Raw genomic sequence first — 20,089 nt, 5'->3', positions numbered from 1 at the left:
CCAGAAGTTGATACCCCGTCCATTTCGGTGGATGAGGTTCCTTTGAAAAAGTCCTGTCTTTCGGGGCAGGCAACAACACAGCGAGGACGCAGTGGACGGTCGGTCTTATTCCGACATGATCGTCCCGCTCTAAGTGTGTGTGCACCCGATTACGGGTAAACATTCATGGAGAGTTTGATCCTGGCTCAGGACGAACGCTGGCGGCGTGCTTAACACATGCAAGTCGAACGATGAAGCCCTTCGGGGTGGATTAGTGGCGAACGGGTGAGTAACACGTGGGCAATCTGCCCTTCACTCTGGGACAAGCCCTGGAAACGGGGTCTAATACCGGATAATACTCCTGCCTGCATGGGTGGGGGTTAAAAGCTCCGGCGGTGAAGGATGAGCCCGCGGCCTATCAGCTTGTTGGTGGGGTAATGGCCCACCAAGGCGACGACGGGTAGCCGGCCTGAGAGGGCGACCGGCCACACTGGGACTGAGACACGGCCCAGACTCCTACGGGAGGCAGCAGTGGGGAATATTGCACAATGGGCGAAAGCCTGATGCAGCGACGCCGCGTGAGGGATGACGGCCTTCGGGTTGTAAACCTCTTTCAGCAGGGAAGAAGCGAAAGTGACGGTACCTGCAGAAGAAGCGCCGGCTAACTACGTGCCAGCAGCCGCGGTAATACGTAGGGCGCAAGCGTTGTCCGGAATTATTGGGCGTAAAGAGCTCGTAGGCGGCTTGTCACGTCGGATGTGAAAGCCCGAGGCTTAACCTCGGGTCTGCATTCGATACGGGCTAGCTAGAGTGTGGTAGGGGAGATCGGAATTCCTGGTGTAGCGGTGAAATGCGCAGATATCAGGAGGAACACCGGTGGCGAAGGCGGATCTCTGGGCCATTACTGACGCTGAGGAGCGAAAGCGTGGGGAGCGAACAGGATTAGATACCCTGGTAGTCCACGCCGTAAACGTTGGGAACTAGGTGTTGGCGACATTCCACGTCGTCGGTGCCGCAGCTAACGCATTAAGTTCCCCGCCTGGGGAGTACGGCCGCAAGGCTAAAACTCAAAGGAATTGACGGGGGCCCGCACAAGCAGCGGAGCATGTGGCTTAATTCGACGCAACGCGAAGAACCTTACCAAGGCTTGACATATACCGGAAAGCATTAGAGATAGTGCCCCCCTTGTGGTCGGTATACAGGTGGTGCATGGCTGTCGTCAGCTCGTGTCGTGAGATGTTGGGTTAAGTCCCGCAACGAGCGCAACCCTTGTCCTGTGTTGCCAGCATGCCCTTCGGGGTGATGGGGACTCACAGGAGACCGCCGGGGTCAACTCGGAGGAAGGTGGGGACGACGTCAAGTCATCATGCCCCTTATGTCTTGGGCTGCACACGTGCTACAATGGCCGGTACAATGAGCTGCGATACCGTGAGGTGGAGCGAATCTCAAAAAGCCGGTCTCAGTTCGGATTGGGGTCTGCAACTCGACCCCATGAAGTCGGAGTTGCTAGTAATCGCAGATCAGCATTGCTGCGGTGAATACGTTCCCGGGCCTTGTACACACCGCCCGTCACGTCACGAAAGTCGGTAACACCCGAAGCCGGTGGCCCAACCCGTAAGGGAGGGAGCTGTCGAAGGTGGGACTGGCGATTGGGACGAAGTCGTAACAAGGTAGCCGTACCGGAAGGTGCGGCTGGATCACCTCCTTTCTAAGGAGCACAGTACCGATTGCAGACAAACGTTCTGCACGGTCAGCTCATGGGTGGAACGTTGATTAGTTGGCACGGTTTCCAAAACTCTCTGTAAGTACTGCTTCGGCGTGGAACACAGTGAAGTGGAGGGGATCGTGCTTGGCACGTTGTTGGGTCCTGAAGGTACGGCCGTAAGGTCATGTCTTCAGTGCCGGCCCCGGTAAAGCATTCCTTAGGGAGTGTGTGACGGGTGGCTGGTCGTTGTTTGAGAACTACACAGTGGACGCGAGCATCTGTGGCCAAGTTTTTAAGGGCGCACGGTGGATGCCTTGGCACCAGGAACCGATGAAGGACGTGAGAGGCCGCGATAGGCCCCGGGGAGCTGCCAACTGAGCTTTGATCCGGGGGTGTCCGAATGGGGAAACCCGGCAGTCGTCATGGGCTGTCACCCACTGCTGAACACATAGGCAGTGTGGAGGGAACGAGGGGAAGTGAAACATCTCAGTACCCTCAGGAAGAGAAAACAACCGTGATTCCGGGAGTAGTGGCGAGCGAAACCGGATGAGGCCAAACCGTATGCGTGTGATACCCGGCAGGGGTTGCGCATGCGGGGTTGTGGGAATTCTTTTGATCGGTCTGCCGGCCGGTCGGCGAGTCAGAAACCGTTGATGTAGTCGAAGGACATGCGAAAGGTCCGGCGTAGAGGGTAAGACCCCCGTAGACGAAACATCAGCGGCTTGCTTAAGAATCTCCCAAGTAGCACGGGGCCCGAGAAATCCCGTGTGAATCTGGCGGGACCACCCGCTAAGCCTAAATATTCCCTGGTGACCGATAGCGGATAGTACCGTGAGGGAATGGTGAAAAGTACCGCGGGAGCGGAGTGAAATAGTACCTGAAACCGTGTGCCTACAAGCCGTGGGAGCGTCGCTGTATGTGCTTGCACATACAGTCGTGACTGCGTGCCTTTTGAAGAATGAGCCTGCGAGTTAGCGGTGTGTAGCGAGGTTAACCCGTGTGGGGAAGCCGTAGCGAAAGCGAGTCCGAATAGGGCGATTGAGTTGCACGCTCTAGACCCGAAGCGGAGTGATCTAGCCATGGGCAGGTTGAAGCGGAGGTAAGACTTCGTGGAGGACCGAACCCACCAGGGTTGAAAACCTGGGGGATGACCTGTGGTTAGGGGTGAAAGGCCAATCAAACTCCGTGATAGCTGGTTCTCCCCGAAATGCATTTAGGTGCAGCGTCGTGTGTTTCTTGCCGGAGGTAGAGCACTGGATAGGCGATGGGCCCTACCGGGTTACTGACCTTAGCCAAACTCCGAATGCCGGTAAGTGAGAGCACGGCAGTGAGACTGTGGGGGATAAGCTCCATGGTCGAGAGGGAAACAGCCCAGAGCATCGACTAAGGCCCCTAAGCGTACGCTAAGTGGGAAAGGATGTGGAGTCGCAGAGACAACCAGGAGGTTGGCTTAGAAGCAGCCACCCTTGAAAGAGTGCGTAATAGCTCACTGGTCAAGTGATTCCGCGCCGACAATGTAGCGGGGCTCAAGCGTACCGCCGAAGTCGTGTCATTGCAGCAATAGGGCCAACGCCCGCTGTGATGGGTAGGGGAGCGTCGTGTGCCGGGTGAAGCAGCAGCGGAAGCTAGTTGTGGACGGTTCACGAGTGAGAATGCAGGCATGAGTAGCGATACACACGTGAGAAACGTGTGCGCCGATTGACTAAGGGTTCCTGGGTCAAGCTGATCTGCCCAGGGTAAGTCGGGACCTAAGGCGAGGCCGACAGGCGTAGTCGATGGACAACCGGTTGATATTCCGGTACCCGCTTTGAAACGCCCAATATCGAATCAGGCGATGCTAAGTCCGTGAAGCCGTTCCGGACCCTTCGGGGAAAGGAAAGTGGTGGAGCCGACGAACCAGACTTGTAGTAGGTAAGCGATGGGGTGACGCAGGAAGGTAGTCCAGCCCGGGCGGTGGTAGTCCCGGGGTAAGGGTGTAGGCCGAGGGGTAGGCAAATCCGTCCCTCATTAAGGCTGAGACCTGATGCCGAGCCGATTGTGGTGAAGTGGATGATCCTATGCTGTCGAGAAAAGCCTCTAGCGAGTTTCATGGCGGCCCGTACCCTAAACCGACTCAGGTGGTCAGGTAGAGAATACCGAGGCGTTCGGGTGAACTATGGTTAAGGAACTCGGCAAAATGCCCCCGTAACTTCGGGAGAAGGGGGGCCATCACTGGTGATCGGACTTGCTCCGTGAGCTGGGGGTGGCCGCAGAGACCAGCGAGAAGCGACTGTTTACTAAAAACACAGGTCCGTGCGAAGCCGTAAGGCGATGTATACGGACTGACGCCTGCCCGGTGCTGGAACGTTAAGGGGACCGGTTAGTGCACTTTCGGGTGTGCGAAGCTGAGAACTTAAGCGCCAGTAAACGGCGGTGGTAACTATAACCATCCTAAGGTAGCGAAATTCCTTGTCGGGTAAGTTCCGACCTGCACGAATGGCGTAACGACTTCTCGACTGTCTCAACCATAGGCCCGGTGAAATTGCACTACGAGTAAAGATGCTCGTTTCGCGCAGCAGGACGGAAAGACCCCGGGACCTTTACTACAGTTTGATATTGGTGTTCGGTTCGGCTTGTGTAGGATAGGTGGGAGACTTTGAAGCAGCCACGCCAGTGGTTGTGGAGTCGCCGTTGAAATACCACTCTGGTCGTGCTGGATGTCTAACCTCGGTCCGTGATCCGGATCAGGGACAGTGTCTGATGGGTAGTTTAACTGGGGCGGTTGCCTCCCAAAGGGTAACGGAGGCGCCCAAAGGTTCCCTCAGCCTGGTTGGCAATCAGGTGTTGAGTGTAAGTGCACAAGGGAGCTTGACTGTGAGACCGACGGGTCGAGCAGGGACGAAAGTCGGGACTAGTGATCCGGCGGTGGCTTGTGGAAGCGCCGTCGCTCAACGGATAAAAGGTACCCCGGGGATAACAGGCTGATCTTCCCCAAGAGTCCATATCGACGGGATGGTTTGGCACCTCGATGTCGGCTCGTCGCATCCTGGGGCTGGAGTCGGTCCCAAGGGTTGGGCTGTTCGCCCATTAAAGCGGTACGCGAGCTGGGTTTAGAACGTCGTGAGACAGTTCGGTCCCTATCCGCTGTGCGCGTAGGAATATTGAGAAGGGCTGTCCCTAGTACGAGAGGACCGGGACGGACGAACCTCTGGTGTGCCAGTTGTCCTGCCAAGGGCATGGCTGGTTGGCTACGTTCGGGAGGGATAACCGCTGAAAGCATCTAAGCGGGAAGCCTGCTTCAAGATGAGTATTCCCACCTCCTTGAGAGGGTAAGGCTCCCAGTAGACGACTGGGTTGATAGGCCAGATGTGGAAGCCCGGTAACGGGTGGAGCTGACTGGTACTAATAGGCCGAGGGCTTGTCCTCAGTTGCTCGCGTCCACTGTGTTAGTTCTGAAATAACGAACAGCTGTGATTTTAGCCAGCGTTCAAATTTCATAGTGTTTCGGTGGTCATAGCGTTAGGGAAACGCCCGGTTACATTCCGAACCCGGAAGCTAAGCCTTTCAGCGCCGATGGTACTGCAGGGGGGACCCTGTGGGAGAGTAGGACGCCGCCGAACAATCATTGTGGGAAAGCCCCGCACCTTCTGGTGCGGGGCTTTTCTGCGTTTCAGGGGGCTTTTGGCAGACCCGCTCGGTATCGTGGCCAGCGTTCCCCTGGAGGCACGATGACAGCACAGCACCTCGAAGACGTGGGTCCGCTCATCCCCCAGCCGGCCATGACGCGCGAAGCCCTGCGGGACGCCGTGCGCCGGATCGACATGCCGCACCTCGCCGAGTTCGACAGGGAGTGCCATGCGGCGTTCGACCGAGCCGCCGAGACGGGAGCCATCAACCCGCTCCGCTTCTTCCTGATCAAGTGGGCCACCCACGTGGCCATCCACCGCTGGCCGGCCCGCTCGGCGGCCCTCCTCCAGGCCGAGGCCACCGCCGGTGACCCGGCCGCCACGGAAGAGCAGTTCCAGGCAGCGATGGAGACGAGCAGCCGCATCCTGGCCGAGGCCCAGCGCGAGATCGGTCAGTGAGCCCGCGGGGCGAAGCAGTGGAGAACGACGGCGGCTGGGCGTGGGAGTGCGACCCCAGCCGGCTGTGGGTGCTGGGCGACATGCCGGCGGAGCAGCAAGGCCTCGTCGCCGCCGTCATGGAGGGGCTGGTCGACCTGGCGTCGATGGCCATCGACCCGAAGGACGGCAGCCTCTACGAGGATCCCAGCCCCATGCGGTTGCGCACGTACGAGGACGAACACCTGATGCTCTGGTACCAGACCATCCCCCACCGCCACCGCGTCTACCTCAAACGCGTGAACCTCTGACCCGCCAGCGCCGCTCCGCTCGGCGGTGTCATCGGGCACAGACCACATGACCTGTGACGTGTGTGGCCATGAGCTGCGGTGGGTGCCGGTGACGGAACCCCAGGCGGAACGGAGCATGCGGGTCAGGGAGCGGTGGTTCTGTCCCTGGTGCTGCGCATGGACCGCGCTGGGGCACATGCCGCTGGAGGTCTCACGACCGCAGTACGCGCCGGTGAACCAGCGCTGGGAACGGGCGGAATCACCGGAGTTGCCCGAGGACGTGACCCATGGCTACGGGTGCTTCGGTTCGGCCCTGTGCGGCATGGAGCCGCGGGGTCTGTCGGCTTCCGCCCACCCTTGGGTGCCGGAATGGTCCAACGACTGCCAGGCCTGTAAGGAGGCCGCGGCCGTCATCGACCGGCGTTGGCCGCTGGAGATGCGAGGCAGCAGGCGGATCAATCCCCCGCCTCCCCCCCCCGGTTCGGCCTGGCCCCCCCCTTCTAGTTCCTAGGGAGGGTTTCCGATCACCAGATCGTTGGGGTGGCGGTGAGGGATGCCGTGAGTTGTCTGATGCCGCGTGGCCGGTGATCGCACCGTTGTTGCCGACGGTGGGCCGGGCCCGTGGCCGGTGGCTTGGCCGGTCGCGATCGGCTCCACGACGATACGCCGCCATAGGGGGCTCGAAGAACGACCTCTTGGACGTTCCCGCGGTGGGCTGACCAACAAGATTCACCTTGCCCGCGACGGCCGCGGCCGGCCCCTGGCGTTCGTGCTGACCGCGGGCACCCGCAACGGCTGCACCCGGGCCGAGACCCGTCATCGGCCTCATCCGCGTCGCCGTCGGCGGGCCGGGACGACCTCGTGTGAGGCCCGAGCAGGTCTTCGCCGACTAGGGCTACTGGTCCTGGGGCTTCCGCGCCCACCTCCGCAGGCGTGGGATCAAAGCGACCATCCCGGAGCGGGCCGACCAACTCGCGGGCCAAGCCCTGCGCCGGGAACCGGCCTGCCGCTTCGATCAGGCCGTCTACCGGCGCCGCAACATCGTCGAACGACTGCTTCCACCGCCTCAAGCAGTGGCGCGGCATCGCCACCCGCTACGACAAGCACCCCGACCGCTACCAGGCAGCGATCAGCCTCGCCAGCACCCTCGTCTGGCTCGACAAGTGATCGACAAAACGCTGCCTAGTGTCCTGCGCCGGAGATCCGTTGGCAGAAGCGGGCGAGTGAGTCGAGGATCTCTTCGGCTGTCTTGGTCCAGGTGAACGGGGTCGGGTTTTCGTTCCACTGCTTGACCCAGGCTCGGATGTCGGCTTCCAGGGAGCGCACACTCTTGTGGGCGCCACGGCGGATCTTCTGGTCCGCGAGGAAGCCGAACCATCGCTCAACCTGGTTGATCCAGGAGGAGCCGGTGGGTGTGAAGTGCAGGTGGAACCGTGGGTGTTTGGCCAGCCACGTCTTGATGGCCGGGGTTTTGTGGGTGCCGTAGTTGTCGCAGATCAGGTGGACCTGAAGGTGTTCGGGGACCTCTTTGTCGATCTTGATGAGGAACTTCTTGAACTCCGCGGCCCGGTGGCGACGGTGCAGTGAGGTGATGACTTCACCGGTCGCGACGTCGAAGGCCGCGAACAAGGTGGTCAGCCCGTTGCGAACATAGTCGTGAGTGCGGCGCTCGGGCATGCCGGGCATCATCGGCAGCACTGGCTGAGAGCGGTCAAGAGCCTGGATCTGGGACTTCTCGTCCACCGACAGCACCACCGCTCCTTCGGGCGGGTTGAAATACAGCCCCACCACGTCGTAGAGCTTCTCCACGAACAGCGGGTCCGTCGACAGCTTGAACGTGTCGCTCAAATGGGGCTTGAGCTGGAACTTCCGCCAGATCCGGCCCACTGTCGACTTCGACAGGCCACTGCGGGCGGCCATCGATGAACGCGACCAGTGAGTGGCGTTCTTCGGGATCTCCTCCAGCGTGCCGACCACTACCGCCTCCACCTGATCAACGCTGATGGTGGGTGGCCGGCCAGGCCGGGGCTCGTCGACCAGCCCGTCCAGCCGGGCCGCCAGGAACCGGCGACGCCACTTGCGGACCGTGTCGGCCGCGATATGCAACTCCCGTGCCACCACGACAATCGGCGGCACATCAGCACCGGCACACGCCAACACGATGCGGGCCCGCAAGGCCACCGCCTGCGCAGATGACGCCCTGCGGACCCAACGCTCCAACACCACACGCTCATCGGAAGACAACAACAACGGTTCCAACTTCGGACCACGACGAGGCACCGGCACATCCGCAGAAGCAGTCATACATAAACTAACGACGGATCTCCGGCGCAGGACACTAGTAGGGCTTTGTTAGCTGGTCTTGTCACGGTGGGTGTCCGGTAGTTCGCTGGTGGCATGGGGGCTGGGGAACTTGCGGCGTGTCGGGTCCGGTTGGAGGAGTTCGCCTCTGGGGTGTTCGCGCCGTTGGTGCGGCGGGATCAGCGTGAGAAAGGCGCCTTGTATCTGCGGGCCATGCTGGCGTGGCGGGCGGTGGCTGCGGTGCGGCCCGAGGTGTGGGTCGCGGACGACACAGGTTTCCCTGAGGACGGCCGTTCCTCGCCGGGGGTGGCTCGGCAGTACTCCGGCACGCTGGGCAAGGTGGGTAACTGCGGGATCGGTGTCAGTGTCCACGCCGCCTCCGACACCGCCTCGTGCCCGCTGTCCTGGCGCCTGTTCTTGCCCGCCGCCTGAGACGGGCCGGACGCCGAGGCCCGCGGGTGGGCCTGCCGGATCCCCGACGGCGAACACCATCGCCCCAAGTGGCGGCTCGCCCCGGACATGCTCGATGAACTTGCCCGCATCGAGTACGCAATCAACGAGCGGCCCGACCGCACCTTCGCCTTCGACGAGTTCGGCCCGCTGGGCATCCGCCCGACCGCCGGCTCCTACTGGGCCGAGCGAGGCCGCCCCGACAGGCTGCCGGCAACGTTCCGTCGCACCCACGGGATCACCTACTTCCACGGCTGCTACTCCGTCGGGGACGACCAGATGTGGGGCGTCAACCACAGACGCAAGGGCGTGATCCTCGACAACCTCTCCGCCCATACGAACTGGCGGATGAAACGGTGGGCGGCCAAGAACAAGGTCGAGCTGTGCAAGAGATCGACGCTCTCATCGCTGGCACTCAACGTTGAACTGACGGCGGCACCACGGCCCGAACGGGACCGGAAAATCCATCACTTCCCATAGCGGTGAACCTTCCCGGTCTCAGCACAGGGAGGAGGGTTTCCGATCACCAGATCGTTGGGGTGGTGGTGAGGGATGCCGAGTTGTCTGATGCCGCGTGGGCAGTGATCGGGCCGTTGTTGCCGCTGGTGGGCCGGGCCCGTGGCCGGTGGCGTCGCCTGTTGGGCCGTCGACGGCACTTTCGACCGGCTCCTGGCCGCCGCCCAGGCCGACGGCAGGTGGATTGCCTCGTCGCCATCGACTCCACGATTGTTCGGGCCCACCAGCACACGGCGCCGACTGCGGCCCGAGCGGGTCATCGCGGATGAGGGCTACTCGTCCCGAGCCTTCCGCACCCGCCTCGAAGGCGCGGGATCAAAGCCACGGTCCCCCGAGCGGGTCGACCGACTTGCGGGCCGAGTCCGGCGCCGGGAGCAGCCGGGGCACTTCGACAAGACGCTGCCCAGGGCCTCCGAACGATGGGGAAGGGGGTTTCGCATGCGGGGCACGTGGCTCGGACGAAGGGGTGGGTCACCCAAGGGCTTACGACCTGCTTCCGGGAGCCGGCTTCGTTCGCCAGCTCGTGGATGCAGGCTCCGATGCCGGTGAGGGTTTCCTCGGACTCGGCCGGCACGATGCAGGTGAGCGCGGCCCGGCGAGGGCGGAGCTCGTCGAGCAGGCTGCGTACGAGCGCGGGGCTTGCCCATGGCCACCAGGTCGCCGCCCTCGCGTCCGTTGAGCTCGCCGCCGTGGCCCCCAAAACTCAGCGGTCGTAGCCCTCTGACCTGGGGCTGCCCTCGTTTTGACACCCCCGGGGGCCAGTTGTAGAGTTGAACGGTTGCCTGGAACCGACCAAGTTCGGCAGCCAACCGCAAGACCCCCCCTCGCGTGCCCACGGAATCGAATTCCTCGGGCACGCACTCGACTCCTCATCCAGGAATCTGAAGCCGGGAAATCCGGTGGAAAACTTCTGATAGAGTCGGACTCGCCGGAAAGGGAAACGCGAAAGCGAAGACCTGGAAAGCGAACCCCGCTTCGACCGGGAATCGGACACGAAAGAGTCTGATAGAGTCGGAAACGAAGAACGAAAGCCCGGAGGAAAGCCCGAGAGGGTGAGTACAAAGGAAGCGTCCGTCCCTTGAGAACTCAACAGCGTGCCAAAAATCAACGCCAGAAGTTGATACCCCGTCCATTTCGGTGGATGAGGTTCCTTTGAAAAAGTCCTGTCTTTCGGGGCAGGCAACAACACAGCGAGGACGCAGTGGACGGTCGGTCTTATTCCGACATGATCGTCCCGCTCTAAGTGTGTGTGCACCCGATTACGGGTAAACATTCATGGAGAGTTTGATCCTGGCTCAGGACGAACGCTGGCGGCGTGCTTAACACATGCAAGTCGAACGATGAAGCCCTTCGGGGTGGATTAGTGGCGAACGGGTGAGTAACACGTGGGCAATCTGCCCTTCACTCTGGGACAAGCCCTGGAAACGGGGTCTAATACCGGATAATACTCCTGCCTGCATGGGTGGGGGTTAAAAGCTCCGGCGGTGAAGGATGAGCCCGCGGCCTATCAGCTTGTTGGTGGGGTAATGGCCCACCAAGGCGACGACGGGTAGCCGGCCTGAGAGGGCGACCGGCCACACTGGGACTGAGACACGGCCCAGACTCCTACGGGAGGCAGCAGTGGGGAATATTGCACAATGGGCGAAAGCCTGATGCAGCGACGCCGCGTGAGGGATGACGGCCTTCGGGTTGTAAACCTCTTTCAGCAGGGAAGAAGCGAAAGTGACGGTACCTGCAGAAGAAGCGCCGGCTAACTACGTGCCAGCAGCCGCGGTAATACGTAGGGCGCAAGCGTTGTCCGGAATTATTGGGCGTAAAGAGCTCGTAGGCGGCTTGTCACGTCGGATGTGAAAGCCCGAGGCTTAACCTCGGGTCTGCATTCGATACGGGCTAGCTAGAGTGTGGTAGGGGAGATCGGAATTCCTGGTGTAGCGGTGAAATGCGCAGATATCAGGAGGAACACCGGTGGCGAAGGCGGATCTCTGGGCCATTACTGACGCTGAGGAGCGAAAGCGTGGGGAGCGAACAGGATTAGATACCCTGGTAGTCCACGCCGTAAACGTTGGGAACTAGGTGTTGGCGACATTCCACGTCGTCGGTGCCGCAGCTAACGCATTAAGTTCCCCGCCTGGGGAGTACGGCCGCAAGGCTAAAACTCAAAGGAATTGACGGGGGCCCGCACAAGCAGCGGAGCATGTGGCTTAATTCGACGCAACGCGAAGAACCTTACCAAGGCTTGACATATACCGGAAAGCATTAGAGATAGTGCCCCCCTTGTGGTCGGTATACAGGTGGTGCATGGCTGTCGTCAGCTCGTGTCGTGAGATGTTGGGTTAAGTCCCGCAACGAGCGCAACCCTTGTCCTGTGTTGCCAGCATGCCCTTCGGGGTGATGGGGACTCACAGGAGACCGCCGGGGTCAACTCGGAGGAAGGTGGGGACGACGTCAAGTCATCATGCCCCTTATGTCTTGGGCTGCACACGTGCTACAATGGCCGGTACAATGAGCTGCGATACCGTGAGGTGGAGCGAATCTCAAAAAGCCGGTCTCAGTTCGGATTGGGGTCTGCAACTCGACCCCATGAAGTCGGAGTTGCTAGTAATCGCAGATCAGCATTGCTGCGGTGAATACGTTCCCGGGCCTTGTACACACCGCCCGTCACGTCACGAAAGTCGGTAACACCCGAAGCCGGTGGCCCAACCCGTAAGGGAGGGAGCTGTCGAAGGTGGGACTGGCGATTGGGACGAAGTCGTAACAAGGTAGCCGTACCGGAAGGTGCGGCTGGATCACCTCCTTTCTAAGGAGCACAGTACCGATTGCAGACAAATGTTCTGCACGGTCAGCTCATGGGTGGAACGTTGATTAGTTGGCACGGTTTCCAAAACTCTCTGTAAGTACTGCTTCGGCGTGGAACACAGTGAAGTGGAGGGGATCGTGCTTGGCACGTTGTTGGGTCCTGAAGGTACGGCCGTAAGGTCATGTCTTCAGTGCCGGCCCCAGTGAACTCGCCAGCTTGTCTGGTGGGGTGATGGGTGGCTGGTCGTTGTTTGAGAACTACACAGTGGACGCGAGCATCTGTGGCCAAGTTTTTAAGGGCGCACGGTGGATGCCTTGGCACCAGGAACCGATGAAGGACGTGAGAGGCCGCGATAGGCCCCGGGGAGCTGCCAACTGAGCTTTGATCCGGGGGTGTCCGAATGGGGAAACCCGGCAGTCGTCATGGGCTGTCACCCACTGCTGAACACATAGGCAGTGTGGAGGGAACGAGGGGAAGTGAAACATCTCAGTACCCTCAGGAAGAGAAAACAACCGTGATTCCGGGAGTAGTGGCGAGCGAAACCGGATGAGGCCAAACCGTATGCGTGTGATACCCGGCAGGGGTTGCGCATGCGGGGTTGTGGGAATTCTTTTGATCGGTCTGCCGGCCGGTCGGCGAGTCAGAAACCGTTGATGTAGTCGAAGGACATGCGAAAGGTCCGGCGTAGAGGGTAAGACCCCCGTAGACGAAACATCAGCGGCTTGCTTAAGAATCTCCCAAGTAGCACGGGGCCCGAGAAATCCCGTGTGAATCTGGCGGGACCACCCGCTAAGCCTAAATATTCCCTGGTGACCGATAGCGGATAGTACCGTGAGGGAATGGTGAAAAGTACCGCGGGAGCGGAGTGAAATAGTACCTGAAACCGTGTGCCTACAAGCCGTGGGAGCGTCGCTGTATGTGCTTGCACATACAGTCGTGACTGCGTGCCTTTTGAAGAATGAGCCTGCGAGTTAGCGGTGTGTAGCGAGGTTAACCCGTGTGGGGAAGCCGTAGCGAAAGCGAGTCCGAATAGGGCGATTGAGTTGCACGCTCTAGACCCGAAGCGGAGTGATCTAGCCATGGGCAGGTTGAAGCGGAGGTAAGACTTCGTGGAGGACCGAACCCACCAGGGTTGAAAACCTGGGGGATGACCTGTGGTTAGGGGTGAAAGGCCAATCAAACTCCGTGATAGCTGGTTCTCCCCGAAATGCATTTAGGTGCAGCGTCGTGTGTTTCTTGCCGGAGGTAGAGCACTGGATAGGCGATGGGCCCTACCGGGTTACTGACCTTAGCCAAACTCCGAATGCCGGTAAGTGAGAGCACGGCAGTGAGACTGTGGGGGATAAGCTCCATGGTCGAGAGGGAAACAGCCCAGAGCATCGACTAAGGCCCCTAAGCGTACGCTAAGTGGGAAAGGATGTGGAGTCGCAGAGACAACCAGGAGGTTGGCTTAGAAGCAGCCACCCTTGAAAGAGTGCGTAATAGCTCACTGGTCAAGTGATTCCGCGCCGACAATGTAGCGGGGCTCAAGCGTACCGCCGAAGTCGTGTCATTGCAGCAATAGGGCCAACGCCCGCTGTGATGGGTAGGGGAGCGTCGTGTGCCGGGTGAAGCAGCAGCGGAAGCTAGTTGTGGACGGTTCACGAGTGAGAATGCAGGCATGAGTAGCGATACACACGTGAGAAACGTGTGCGCCGATTGACTAAGGGTTCCTGGGTCAAGCTGATCTGCCCAGGGTAAGTCGGGACCTAAGGCGAGGCCGACAGGCGTAGTCGATGGACAACCGGTTGATATTCCGGTACCCGCTTTGAAACGCCCAATATCGAATCAGGCGATGCTAAGTCCGTGAAGCCGTTCCGGACCCTTCGGGGAAAGGAAAGTGGTGGAGCCGACGAACCAGACTTGTAGTAGGTAAGCGATGGGGTGACGCAGGAAGGTAGTCCAGCCCGGGCGGTGGTTGTCCCGGGGTAAGGGTGTAGGCCGAGGGGTAGGCAAATCCGTCCCTCATTAAGGCTGAGACCTGATGCCGAGCCGATTGTGGTGAAGTGGATGATCCTATGCTGTCGAGAAAAGCCTCTAGCGAGTTTCATGGCGGCCCGTACCCTAAACCGACTCAGGTGGTCAGGTAGAGAATACCGAGGCGTTCGGGTGAACTATGGTTAAGGAACTCGGCAAAATGCCCCCGTAACTTCGGGAGAAGGGGGGCCATCACTGGTGATCGGACTTGCTCCGTGAGCTGGGGGTGGCCGCAGAGACCAGCGAGAAGCGACTGTTTACTAAAAACACAGGTCCGTGCGAAGCCGTAAGGCGATGTATACGGACTGACGCCTGCCCGGTGCTGGAACGTTAAGGGGACCGGTTAGTGCACTTTCGGGTGTGCGAAGCTGAGAACTTAAGCGCCAGTAAACGGCGGTGGTAACTATAACCATCCTAAGGTAGCGAAATTCCTTGTCGGGTAAGTTCCGACCTGCACGAATGGCGTAACGACTTCTCGACTGTCTCAACCATAGGCCCGGTGAAATTGCACTACGAGTAAAGATGCTCGTTTCGCGCAGCAGGACGGAAAGACCCCGGGACCTTTACTACAGTTTGATATTGGTGTTCGGTTCGGCTTGTGTAGGATAGGTGGGAGACTTTGAAGCAGCCACGCCAGTGGTTGTGGAGTCGCCGTTGAAATACCACTCTGGTCGTGCTGGATGTCTAACCTCGGTCCGTGATCCGGATCAGGGACAGTGTCTGATGGGTAGTTTAACTGGGGCGGTTGCCTCCCAAAGGGTAACGGAGGCGCCCAAAGGTTCCCTCAGCCTGGTTGGCAATCAGGTGTTGAGTGTAAGTGCACAAGGGAGCTTGACTGTGAGACCGACGGGTCGAGCAGGGACGAAAGTCGGGACTAGTGATCCGGCGGTGGCTTGTGGAAGCGCCGTCGCTCAACGGATAAAAGGTACCCCGGGGATAACAGGCTGATCTTCCCCAAGAGTCCATATCGACGGGATGGTTTGGCACCTCGATGTCGGCTCGTCGCATCCTGGGGCTGGAGTCGGTCCCAAGGGTTGGGCTGTTCGCCCATTAAAGCGGTACGCGAGCTGGGTTTAGAACGTCGTGAGACAGTTCGGTCCCTATCCGCTGTGCGCGTAGGAATATTGAGAAGGGCTGTCCCTAGTACGAGAGGACCGGGACGGACGAACCTCTGGTGTGCCAGTTGTCCTGCCAAGGGCATGGCTGGTTGGCTACGTTCGGGAGGGATAACCGCTGAAAGCATCTAAGCGGGAAGCCTGCTTCAAGATGAGTATTCCCACCTCCTTGAGAGGGTAAGGCTCCCAGTAGACGACTGGGTTGATAGGCCAGATGTGGAAGCCCGGTAACGGGTGGAGCTGACTGGTACTAATAGGCCGAGGGCTTGTCCTCAGTTGCTCGCGTCCACTGTGTTAGTTCTGAAATAACGAACAGCTGTGATTTTAGCCAGCGTTCAAATTTCATAGTGTTTCGGTGGTCATAGCGTTAGGGAAACGCCCGGTTACATTCCGAACCCGGAAGCTAAGCCTTTCAGCGCCGATGGTACTGCAGGGGGGACCCTGTGGGAGAGTAGGACGCCGCCGAACAATCATTGTGGGAAAGCCCCGCACCTTCTGGTGCGGGGCTTTTCTGCGTTTCAGGGGCACTGTCCGAAACGGGCCAGGTAGTGCCATACCCGCTTGAGGGCCTGTTCGTCGTACCGGCCGGAGCGGGCCGCAGCGCCGAGGATGCGGGGGGTCAGCAGACCCGCGACGGCGATCGCCTCACCGAGGTCGACGTACGCCTGCCCCCGGTAGTCGGGGTGCCGTCGGAGTTCGTCGACGGTGAGGCGGAAACCGGCGTGCCATTCGACCGCGCAGGGAAGCTTTTCCGCTGCCGCCTCGACATCGGTGTCCCGATGGCTGGGGTCGAGTACGAGCGCGTCGACATCGCGGTCGATCCGGACGGGGGCGTGGACCTGGGCCTCGATGTAGTCGTCCAAGACGTCCTGGTCGTCGGCCTCCGCGAGCTCGATCAGGGACATGCGGTCGGCGACGCCGAAGGACTCCGGTTCGAGGTAGCTGTCCGGGTAGCAGAACGTCGTCCGGGACAACGCGTCCGCGGTGAGACGGAAGTGCGCGGAGCCGAAGCGGGGCGCGGCCCCGACCTGGCGGCGGCGGAAGTTCAGGGCCCCGTACACCGGGCGGGTTTCGGCCGGTGCATCGTCGTAGGCGCCACCGAAGATGCGGCTTTCCCAGAGCCAGCGTGCTCCACCCGCACGTGCGGTGAGGCCTCCGTTGCTGGTTCCCGTGACGAACTGGGAGCGGTACACGCCCTCTTCGACCAGGGCGGTCAGGATGTGGCCGTCACCGAACAGGCGGTCCGGATGGAAGTTGAGCGTCACCGAGAGGTCCGGGTCCAGCGGGGGCCCCGAGGAGAGATCGGAGACGTGGCGCAGAGCCCGCGTGTGGGGATTCATGGATGCAGTGTGCACCAGGCTGTGATTGGATCCGGGCTCATGAACGATCATGTGATGCGTCCGGTGCGTGCGGACGAATGGGAGAAGGTCAAACAGCTGCGGATCGCCGCGCTCAAGGACCCGGCCGCGCCGGTGGCCTTCCTCGAAACCCTGGCGCAGGCAGGGGCCAGGTCGGACGAGTTCTGGCAGGACCGGGCGCTGCGGGCCTCGCAGGGCCGGCACGCGCGGCAGTTCGTGGCCGAAGCACCCGACGGGCAGTGGGTCGGGTCGGTGACCGTGCTGGTCGAGGAGGGCGGGACGACCGACTTCTTCGAGCGGCCCGTCGCGCAGAGCCAGGGACACCTGGTGGGTGTCTACGTGCAGGCCGAACAGCGGGGCATCGGACTCACCGAAGCCCTCTTCAAGGCCGCGCTGGACTGGGCCTGGTCGCTGGAAGGGCCGGCGCTGGAACGAGTACGGCTCTTCGTGCACGAGGACAACGGGCGGGCCGGGGCCTTTTACCGGCGTTTCGGTTTCCGGGCCACCGGGCAGGTCCTGCCGGTACCGAGCGACCCGGATGCCAAGGAGCTCGAACTCGTGCTTCCGCGGCCGTAGTCCGCGCCGCTCAGCTGTGGGTGGGCTCGAACGCCGCCTCGGGCCAGCGGGCGCGGGCCTGCTCGCGGCTGCGGCACAGGGCGAGCAGCGGGAGGGAATCCTGCTGCAGGAGCTCCGGGAGTTGGGGGATCGGGGCCACGGCCGCGACGTCCTCCAGGACCAGCGTGAGTGGTGGGTCGAGCCGGCCGTGGGATGACCGTGCGGCCATGCGGCGGCCGTGCTCGACCACGCTCGCGGTGAGTGCGGTCAGCAGGGGCATCGCACCCGGGTGGGTGCGGGGGTCCTCCAGCGGTTCGCCCACCACGTAGAGGGTGCCCCCTTCCGTCACGAACGAAGCCAACGTCAGTGCATCTGTTCGGTTCGGGTTGCAGGCCTCACGGATGTGGATCGACGTCAGGCACGACAGGGCACGGGCCGTCAGGTACTGGGCCTGTTCGCGGCGTTCGGGGTGGGCGGTGAGGGCGCTCTCCAGCTCGCCGGCGGCGCCGGGGGCGGCGTGGCGGTGCGTACGGAGGATGCGTACCGGGTCCTGGGCGCTGTTGCCCTGGGCCCAGCGGTGCAGCTGTTTGAACGGGCGGCCGTCGAGGGCGGCGGCCTGGAGCCAGCTGCGCAGGAGCGTTTCCGCCGTGTCGGCGATGGCGGCGTCCATCCGGGCCTGCGGGCGTACGGGGGCCAGGAGCGCGATCGCGCGGGCGGCGGCGGTGTCGCGGTCGGCGCAGGCGTCGGCGGGGTTCCAGTGCATGCGGGCCGGGGTGTCGCACAGGTGCGAGGGGTCGTAGAGGAGGACCGGGCCGAGTTTGGCGCGGGCGTCCTTCGTCTCCGCCCAGAGGGCGGGGGAGGAAGTGAGGACGAGGGCCGGACCTTCTGCTGCCGCCAGGGCTTGGGCGGCCAGGGGGTGGCGTAGGGCGGGGCTGCCGTACGCCATCCGGCCTGGGCCGCTGGGGGCTTCGTCCCCGGACGCCCGCGCCTCAAACGCCGGCGGGGCTGGAGCGGCTGGGATGGGCAGGGGGGCTGCCGCTTCCGAGGTCGGGTAGGGCAGCGTTGCCGGGTTCGGGGTGGGCGGTGCCGGGCGGGAGCCGCCGGGGGCTCCCGCCCCGGACGCCCGCGCCTCAAACGCAGGCGGGGCTGGAGCGGCTGGGATGGCTGGTGGGTGGGGGGATTTGCGGCGGGATTTGGTGCGGGCGATCACGCCCATCACGAAGACCGTCAGGACGAACAGGACCAGGAGTTGGCTGATGAACAGGCCCCAGAACAGGCCCCAGCCCGAGAGGGCCGCCGGGTCCGTGTTCGGCCAGGCTCCCGGGACGTCGTGCGGTTGAGTTATCAGGGCGCGGACCGCCCCCGGGGTGCGGGTGAAGGTCACCGTGGCCGGCCAGGATCCCTTGGCGAAGAGGGCGGCCAGGCCCGTCGACGTCCAGACCAGGGCCGCCAGGCCGAGGAGGAAGGCCAGGAGGCCGACGAGGACTCCGTCCGGGATGCCGCCCTGGCGTCTGGGGTCGCTCTCGTGCACGGTCATGCCACCGTGGTCGCCGAGCCCGGGCCGCCGTTGCGGTGGCGTTCCATGAGGAGGGCCCTCTCCTCCGCTTCGATCTCGGCGGCCAGCAAGTCGTCCGGGAGCTGGTGGGCGGCGGAGGACTCGGTCATCGCACGGTCGGTGTAGACGAGGGGCCGTTCCGCCTCGGTGATCAGGTGTTTGACCACCTGGACGTTGCCGTTGACGTCCCAGACGGCGATGCCCGGAGTCAGGGTCGGGATGATCTCCACGGCCCAGCGGGGCAGACCGAGGACCCGGCCCGTCGCCCTGGCCTCGTCCGCCTTCTGGGCGTAGATCGTGCGGGTCGAGGCCATCTTGAGGATGGCCGCGGCCTCGCGGGCCGCCGCTCCGTCGACGACGTCCGAGAGGTGGTGGACGACGGCGACGAAGGACAGGCCCAGGCGGCGGCCGAACTTCAGGAGGCGCTGGAACAGCTGGGCCACGAAGGGGCTGTTGATGATGTGCCAGGCCTCTTCGACCAGGAAGATGCGCTTCTTGCGGTCCGGGCGGATCCAGGTGTGTTCCAGCCACACGCCGACGATCGCCATCAGGATCGGCATGGCGATGGAGTTGCGGTCGATGTGGGAGAGGTCGAAGACGATCAGCGGGGCGTCGAGGTCGATGCCGACGGTCGTGGGGCCGTCGAACATGCCGCGCAGGTCGCCGTCGACGAGGCGGTCGATGACCAGCGCCACGTCGAGGCCCCAGGCCCGGACATCGTCTATGTCGACGTTCATCGCGTGGGCGGACTCGGGCTCCGGGTGGCGCAATTGCTCCACGATGTCGGTCAGCACCGGCTGGCGGTCGCGGATGGTGTCGACGACGTACGCGTGCGCGACCTTGAGCGCGAAGCCGGAGCGCTCGTCGAGGCCGTGGCCCATGGCGACTTCGATGATGGTCCGGAGCAGCGCGAGCTGGCCGGTCGTCGTGATCGCCGGGTCGAGGGGGTTGAGGCGGATCCCGTCGTCGTTGGCGGCGATGGGATCCAGGCGGATGGGGGTTATCCCCAGCTGCTGGGCGATGAGGTTCCACTCGCCGACACCGTCCTCGCCCTGGGCGTCGAGGACGACGACCTGGCGGTCGCGGAAGCGGAGCTGGCGCAGTACGTACGTCTTCTCCAGGGCCGACTTGCCGTTGCCGGACTCGCCGAGGACCAACCAGTGCGGGGCCGGGAGCTGCTGGCCGTACAGCTGGAACGGGTCGTAGATGTAGCCCTTGCCGCTGTAGACCTCGCGGCCGATGATGACGCCGGAGTCGCCGAGCCCGGGGGCGGCGGTGGGCAGGTAGACGGCCTGCGCCTGCCCGGTGGAGGTGCGTACGGGCAGGCGCGTGGTTTCGACCTTGCCGAACAGGAAGCTGGTGAAGGCGTCCGTCAGAGCGGACATGGGATCTCGCATGGGCGGCACTTCCCT

9 protein-coding genes, 6 rRNA genes and 1 pseudogene are annotated in these 20,089 nt (G+C 62.4%); 12 read left to right on the top strand and 4 right to left on the bottom strand.

What is annotated here, in order from left to right:
• The first annotated feature begins 162 nt into the window (after positions 1-162).
• From OHA65_RS18005 to OHA65_RS17980, 6 genes are all read left to right on the top strand, one after another.
• Positions 163-1,687, top strand: a 16S ribosomal RNA gene (locus tag OHA65_RS18005).
• A gap of 279 nt (positions 1,688-1,966) precedes the next feature.
• Positions 1,967-5,089: ribosomal RNA gene (locus OHA65_RS18000) — 23S ribosomal RNA — on the top strand.
• Between the two features lie 77 nt (positions 5,090-5,166).
• Positions 5,167-5,283: ribosomal RNA gene (gene rrf / locus OHA65_RS17995) — 5S ribosomal RNA — on the top strand.
• Together the 16S, 23S and 5S rRNA genes form the textbook arrangement of a ribosomal RNA operon.
• A 108-nt stretch (positions 5,284-5,391) precedes the next feature.
• Positions 5,392-5,748, top strand: a complete 357-nt coding sequence (locus tag OHA65_RS17990) for a DUF6247 family protein (RefSeq protein ID WP_327284117.1) — start codon at positions 5,392-5,394, stop codon at positions 5,746-5,748.
• Between the two features lie 17 nt (positions 5,749-5,765).
• Positions 5,766-6,035 (top strand): hypothetical protein, encoded by a 270-nt coding sequence (locus OHA65_RS17985; protein ID WP_327284116.1) that lies wholly within the window; start codon positions 5,766-5,768, stop codon positions 6,033-6,035.
• Positions 6,036-6,947: 912 nt separating this feature from the next.
• Entirely contained in the window at positions 6,948-7,181 is a 234-nt protein-coding gene (locus OHA65_RS17980) for a hypothetical protein (protein WP_405762133.1), read from the top strand.
• A 15-nt stretch (positions 7,182-7,196) separates the two neighbouring features.
• On the opposite strand, the gene OHA65_RS17975 is transcribed toward OHA65_RS17980, so the two are convergent.
• Positions 7,197-8,318, bottom strand: a complete 1,122-nt coding sequence (locus tag OHA65_RS17975; RefSeq protein ID WP_327280728.1) for an IS630 family transposase — start codon at positions 8,316-8,318, stop codon at positions 7,197-7,199.
• A gap of 150 nt (positions 8,319-8,468) precedes the next feature.
• Between OHA65_RS17975 and OHA65_RS17970 the strand changes: the two genes are divergently transcribed.
• From OHA65_RS17970 to rrf (OHA65_RS17950), 5 genes and pseudogenes are all read left to right on the top strand, one after another.
• Positions 8,469-8,747: a transposase gene (locus OHA65_RS17970; protein ID WP_371643977.1), complete on the top strand. Its 279-nt coding sequence runs from the start codon at positions 8,469-8,471 to the stop codon at positions 8,745-8,747.
• 69 nt (positions 8,748-8,816) lie between these two features.
• Positions 8,817-9,206: pseudogene (locus tag OHA65_RS17965) on the top strand (IS630 family transposase); the annotation flags it as partial.
• A gap of 1,347 nt (positions 9,207-10,553) precedes the next feature.
• Positions 10,554-12,078 (top strand): 16S ribosomal RNA (locus OHA65_RS17960).
• A gap of 282 nt (positions 12,079-12,360) precedes the next feature.
• Positions 12,361-15,483, top strand: a 23S ribosomal RNA gene (locus tag OHA65_RS17955).
• Between the two features lie 77 nt (positions 15,484-15,560).
• Positions 15,561-15,677: ribosomal RNA gene (gene rrf, locus OHA65_RS17950) — 5S ribosomal RNA — on the top strand.
• Between the two features lie 50 nt (positions 15,678-15,727).
• Here the strand turns inward: rrf (OHA65_RS17950) and OHA65_RS17945 are convergent.
• Positions 15,728-16,549, bottom strand: coding sequence for a DUF3626 domain-containing protein (locus OHA65_RS17945; protein ID WP_405756347.1), 822 nt, complete (start codon positions 16,547-16,549; stop codon positions 15,728-15,730).
• A 39-nt stretch (positions 16,550-16,588) separates the two neighbouring features.
• On the opposite strand from OHA65_RS17945, the gene OHA65_RS17940 reads away from it, so the two are divergent.
• Positions 16,589-17,143: a GNAT family N-acetyltransferase gene (locus tag OHA65_RS17940; protein WP_405756346.1), complete on the top strand. Its 555-nt coding sequence runs from the start codon at positions 16,589-16,591 to the stop codon at positions 17,141-17,143.
• 10 nt (positions 17,144-17,153) lie between these two features.
• Here the strand turns inward: OHA65_RS17940 and OHA65_RS17935 are convergent, their stop codons facing one another.
• Positions 17,154-18,659, bottom strand: a complete 1,506-nt coding sequence (locus tag OHA65_RS17935; protein ID WP_405756345.1) for a type VI secretion protein — start codon at positions 18,657-18,659, stop codon at positions 17,154-17,156.
• Complete coding sequence (locus OHA65_RS17930) at positions 18,656-20,074, bottom strand: ATP-binding protein (RefSeq protein WP_327284111.1); 1,419 nt, start codon at positions 20,072-20,074, stop codon at positions 18,656-18,658. Before OHA65_RS17930 ends, OHA65_RS17935 begins: the two co-directional genes overlap by 4 nt.
• Positions 20,075-20,089 lie beyond the last annotated feature (15 nt).

The sequence above is a fragment of the Streptomyces sp. NBC_00045 genome (genome assembly GCF_045041095.1).
Lineage (GTDB): Bacteria > Actinomycetota > Actinomycetes > Streptomycetales > Streptomycetaceae > Streptomyces.
The sequence above is the reverse complement of the archived record's forward strand: the minus strand, read 5'-3'. Positions and strand labels throughout refer to the sequence as shown.

Excerpts from the sequence above, each read along its gene's own strand:
- OHA65_RS17975 (WP_327280728.1), bottom strand. The coding sequence starts at position 8,318 with ATGACTGCTTCTGCGGATGTGCCGGTGCCTCGTCGTGGTCCGAAGTTG.
- OHA65_RS17945 (WP_405756347.1), bottom strand. The coding sequence starts at position 16,549 with ATGAATCCCCACACGCGGGCTCTGCGCCACGTCTCCGATCTCTCCTCG.
- OHA65_RS17990 (WP_327284117.1), top strand. The coding sequence starts at position 5,392 with ATGACAGCACAGCACCTCGAAGACGTGGGTCCGCTCATCCCCCAGCCG.
- OHA65_RS17940 (WP_405756346.1), top strand. The coding sequence starts at position 16,589 with ATGAACGATCATGTGATGCGTCCGGTGCGTGCGGACGAATGGGAGAAG.
- OHA65_RS17935 (WP_405756345.1), bottom strand. The coding sequence starts at position 18,659 with ATGACCGTGCACGAGAGCGACCCCAGACGCCAGGGCGGCATCCCGGAC.
- OHA65_RS17930 (WP_327284111.1), bottom strand. The coding sequence starts at position 20,074 with ATGCGAGATCCCATGTCCGCTCTGACGGACGCCTTCACCAGCTTCCTG.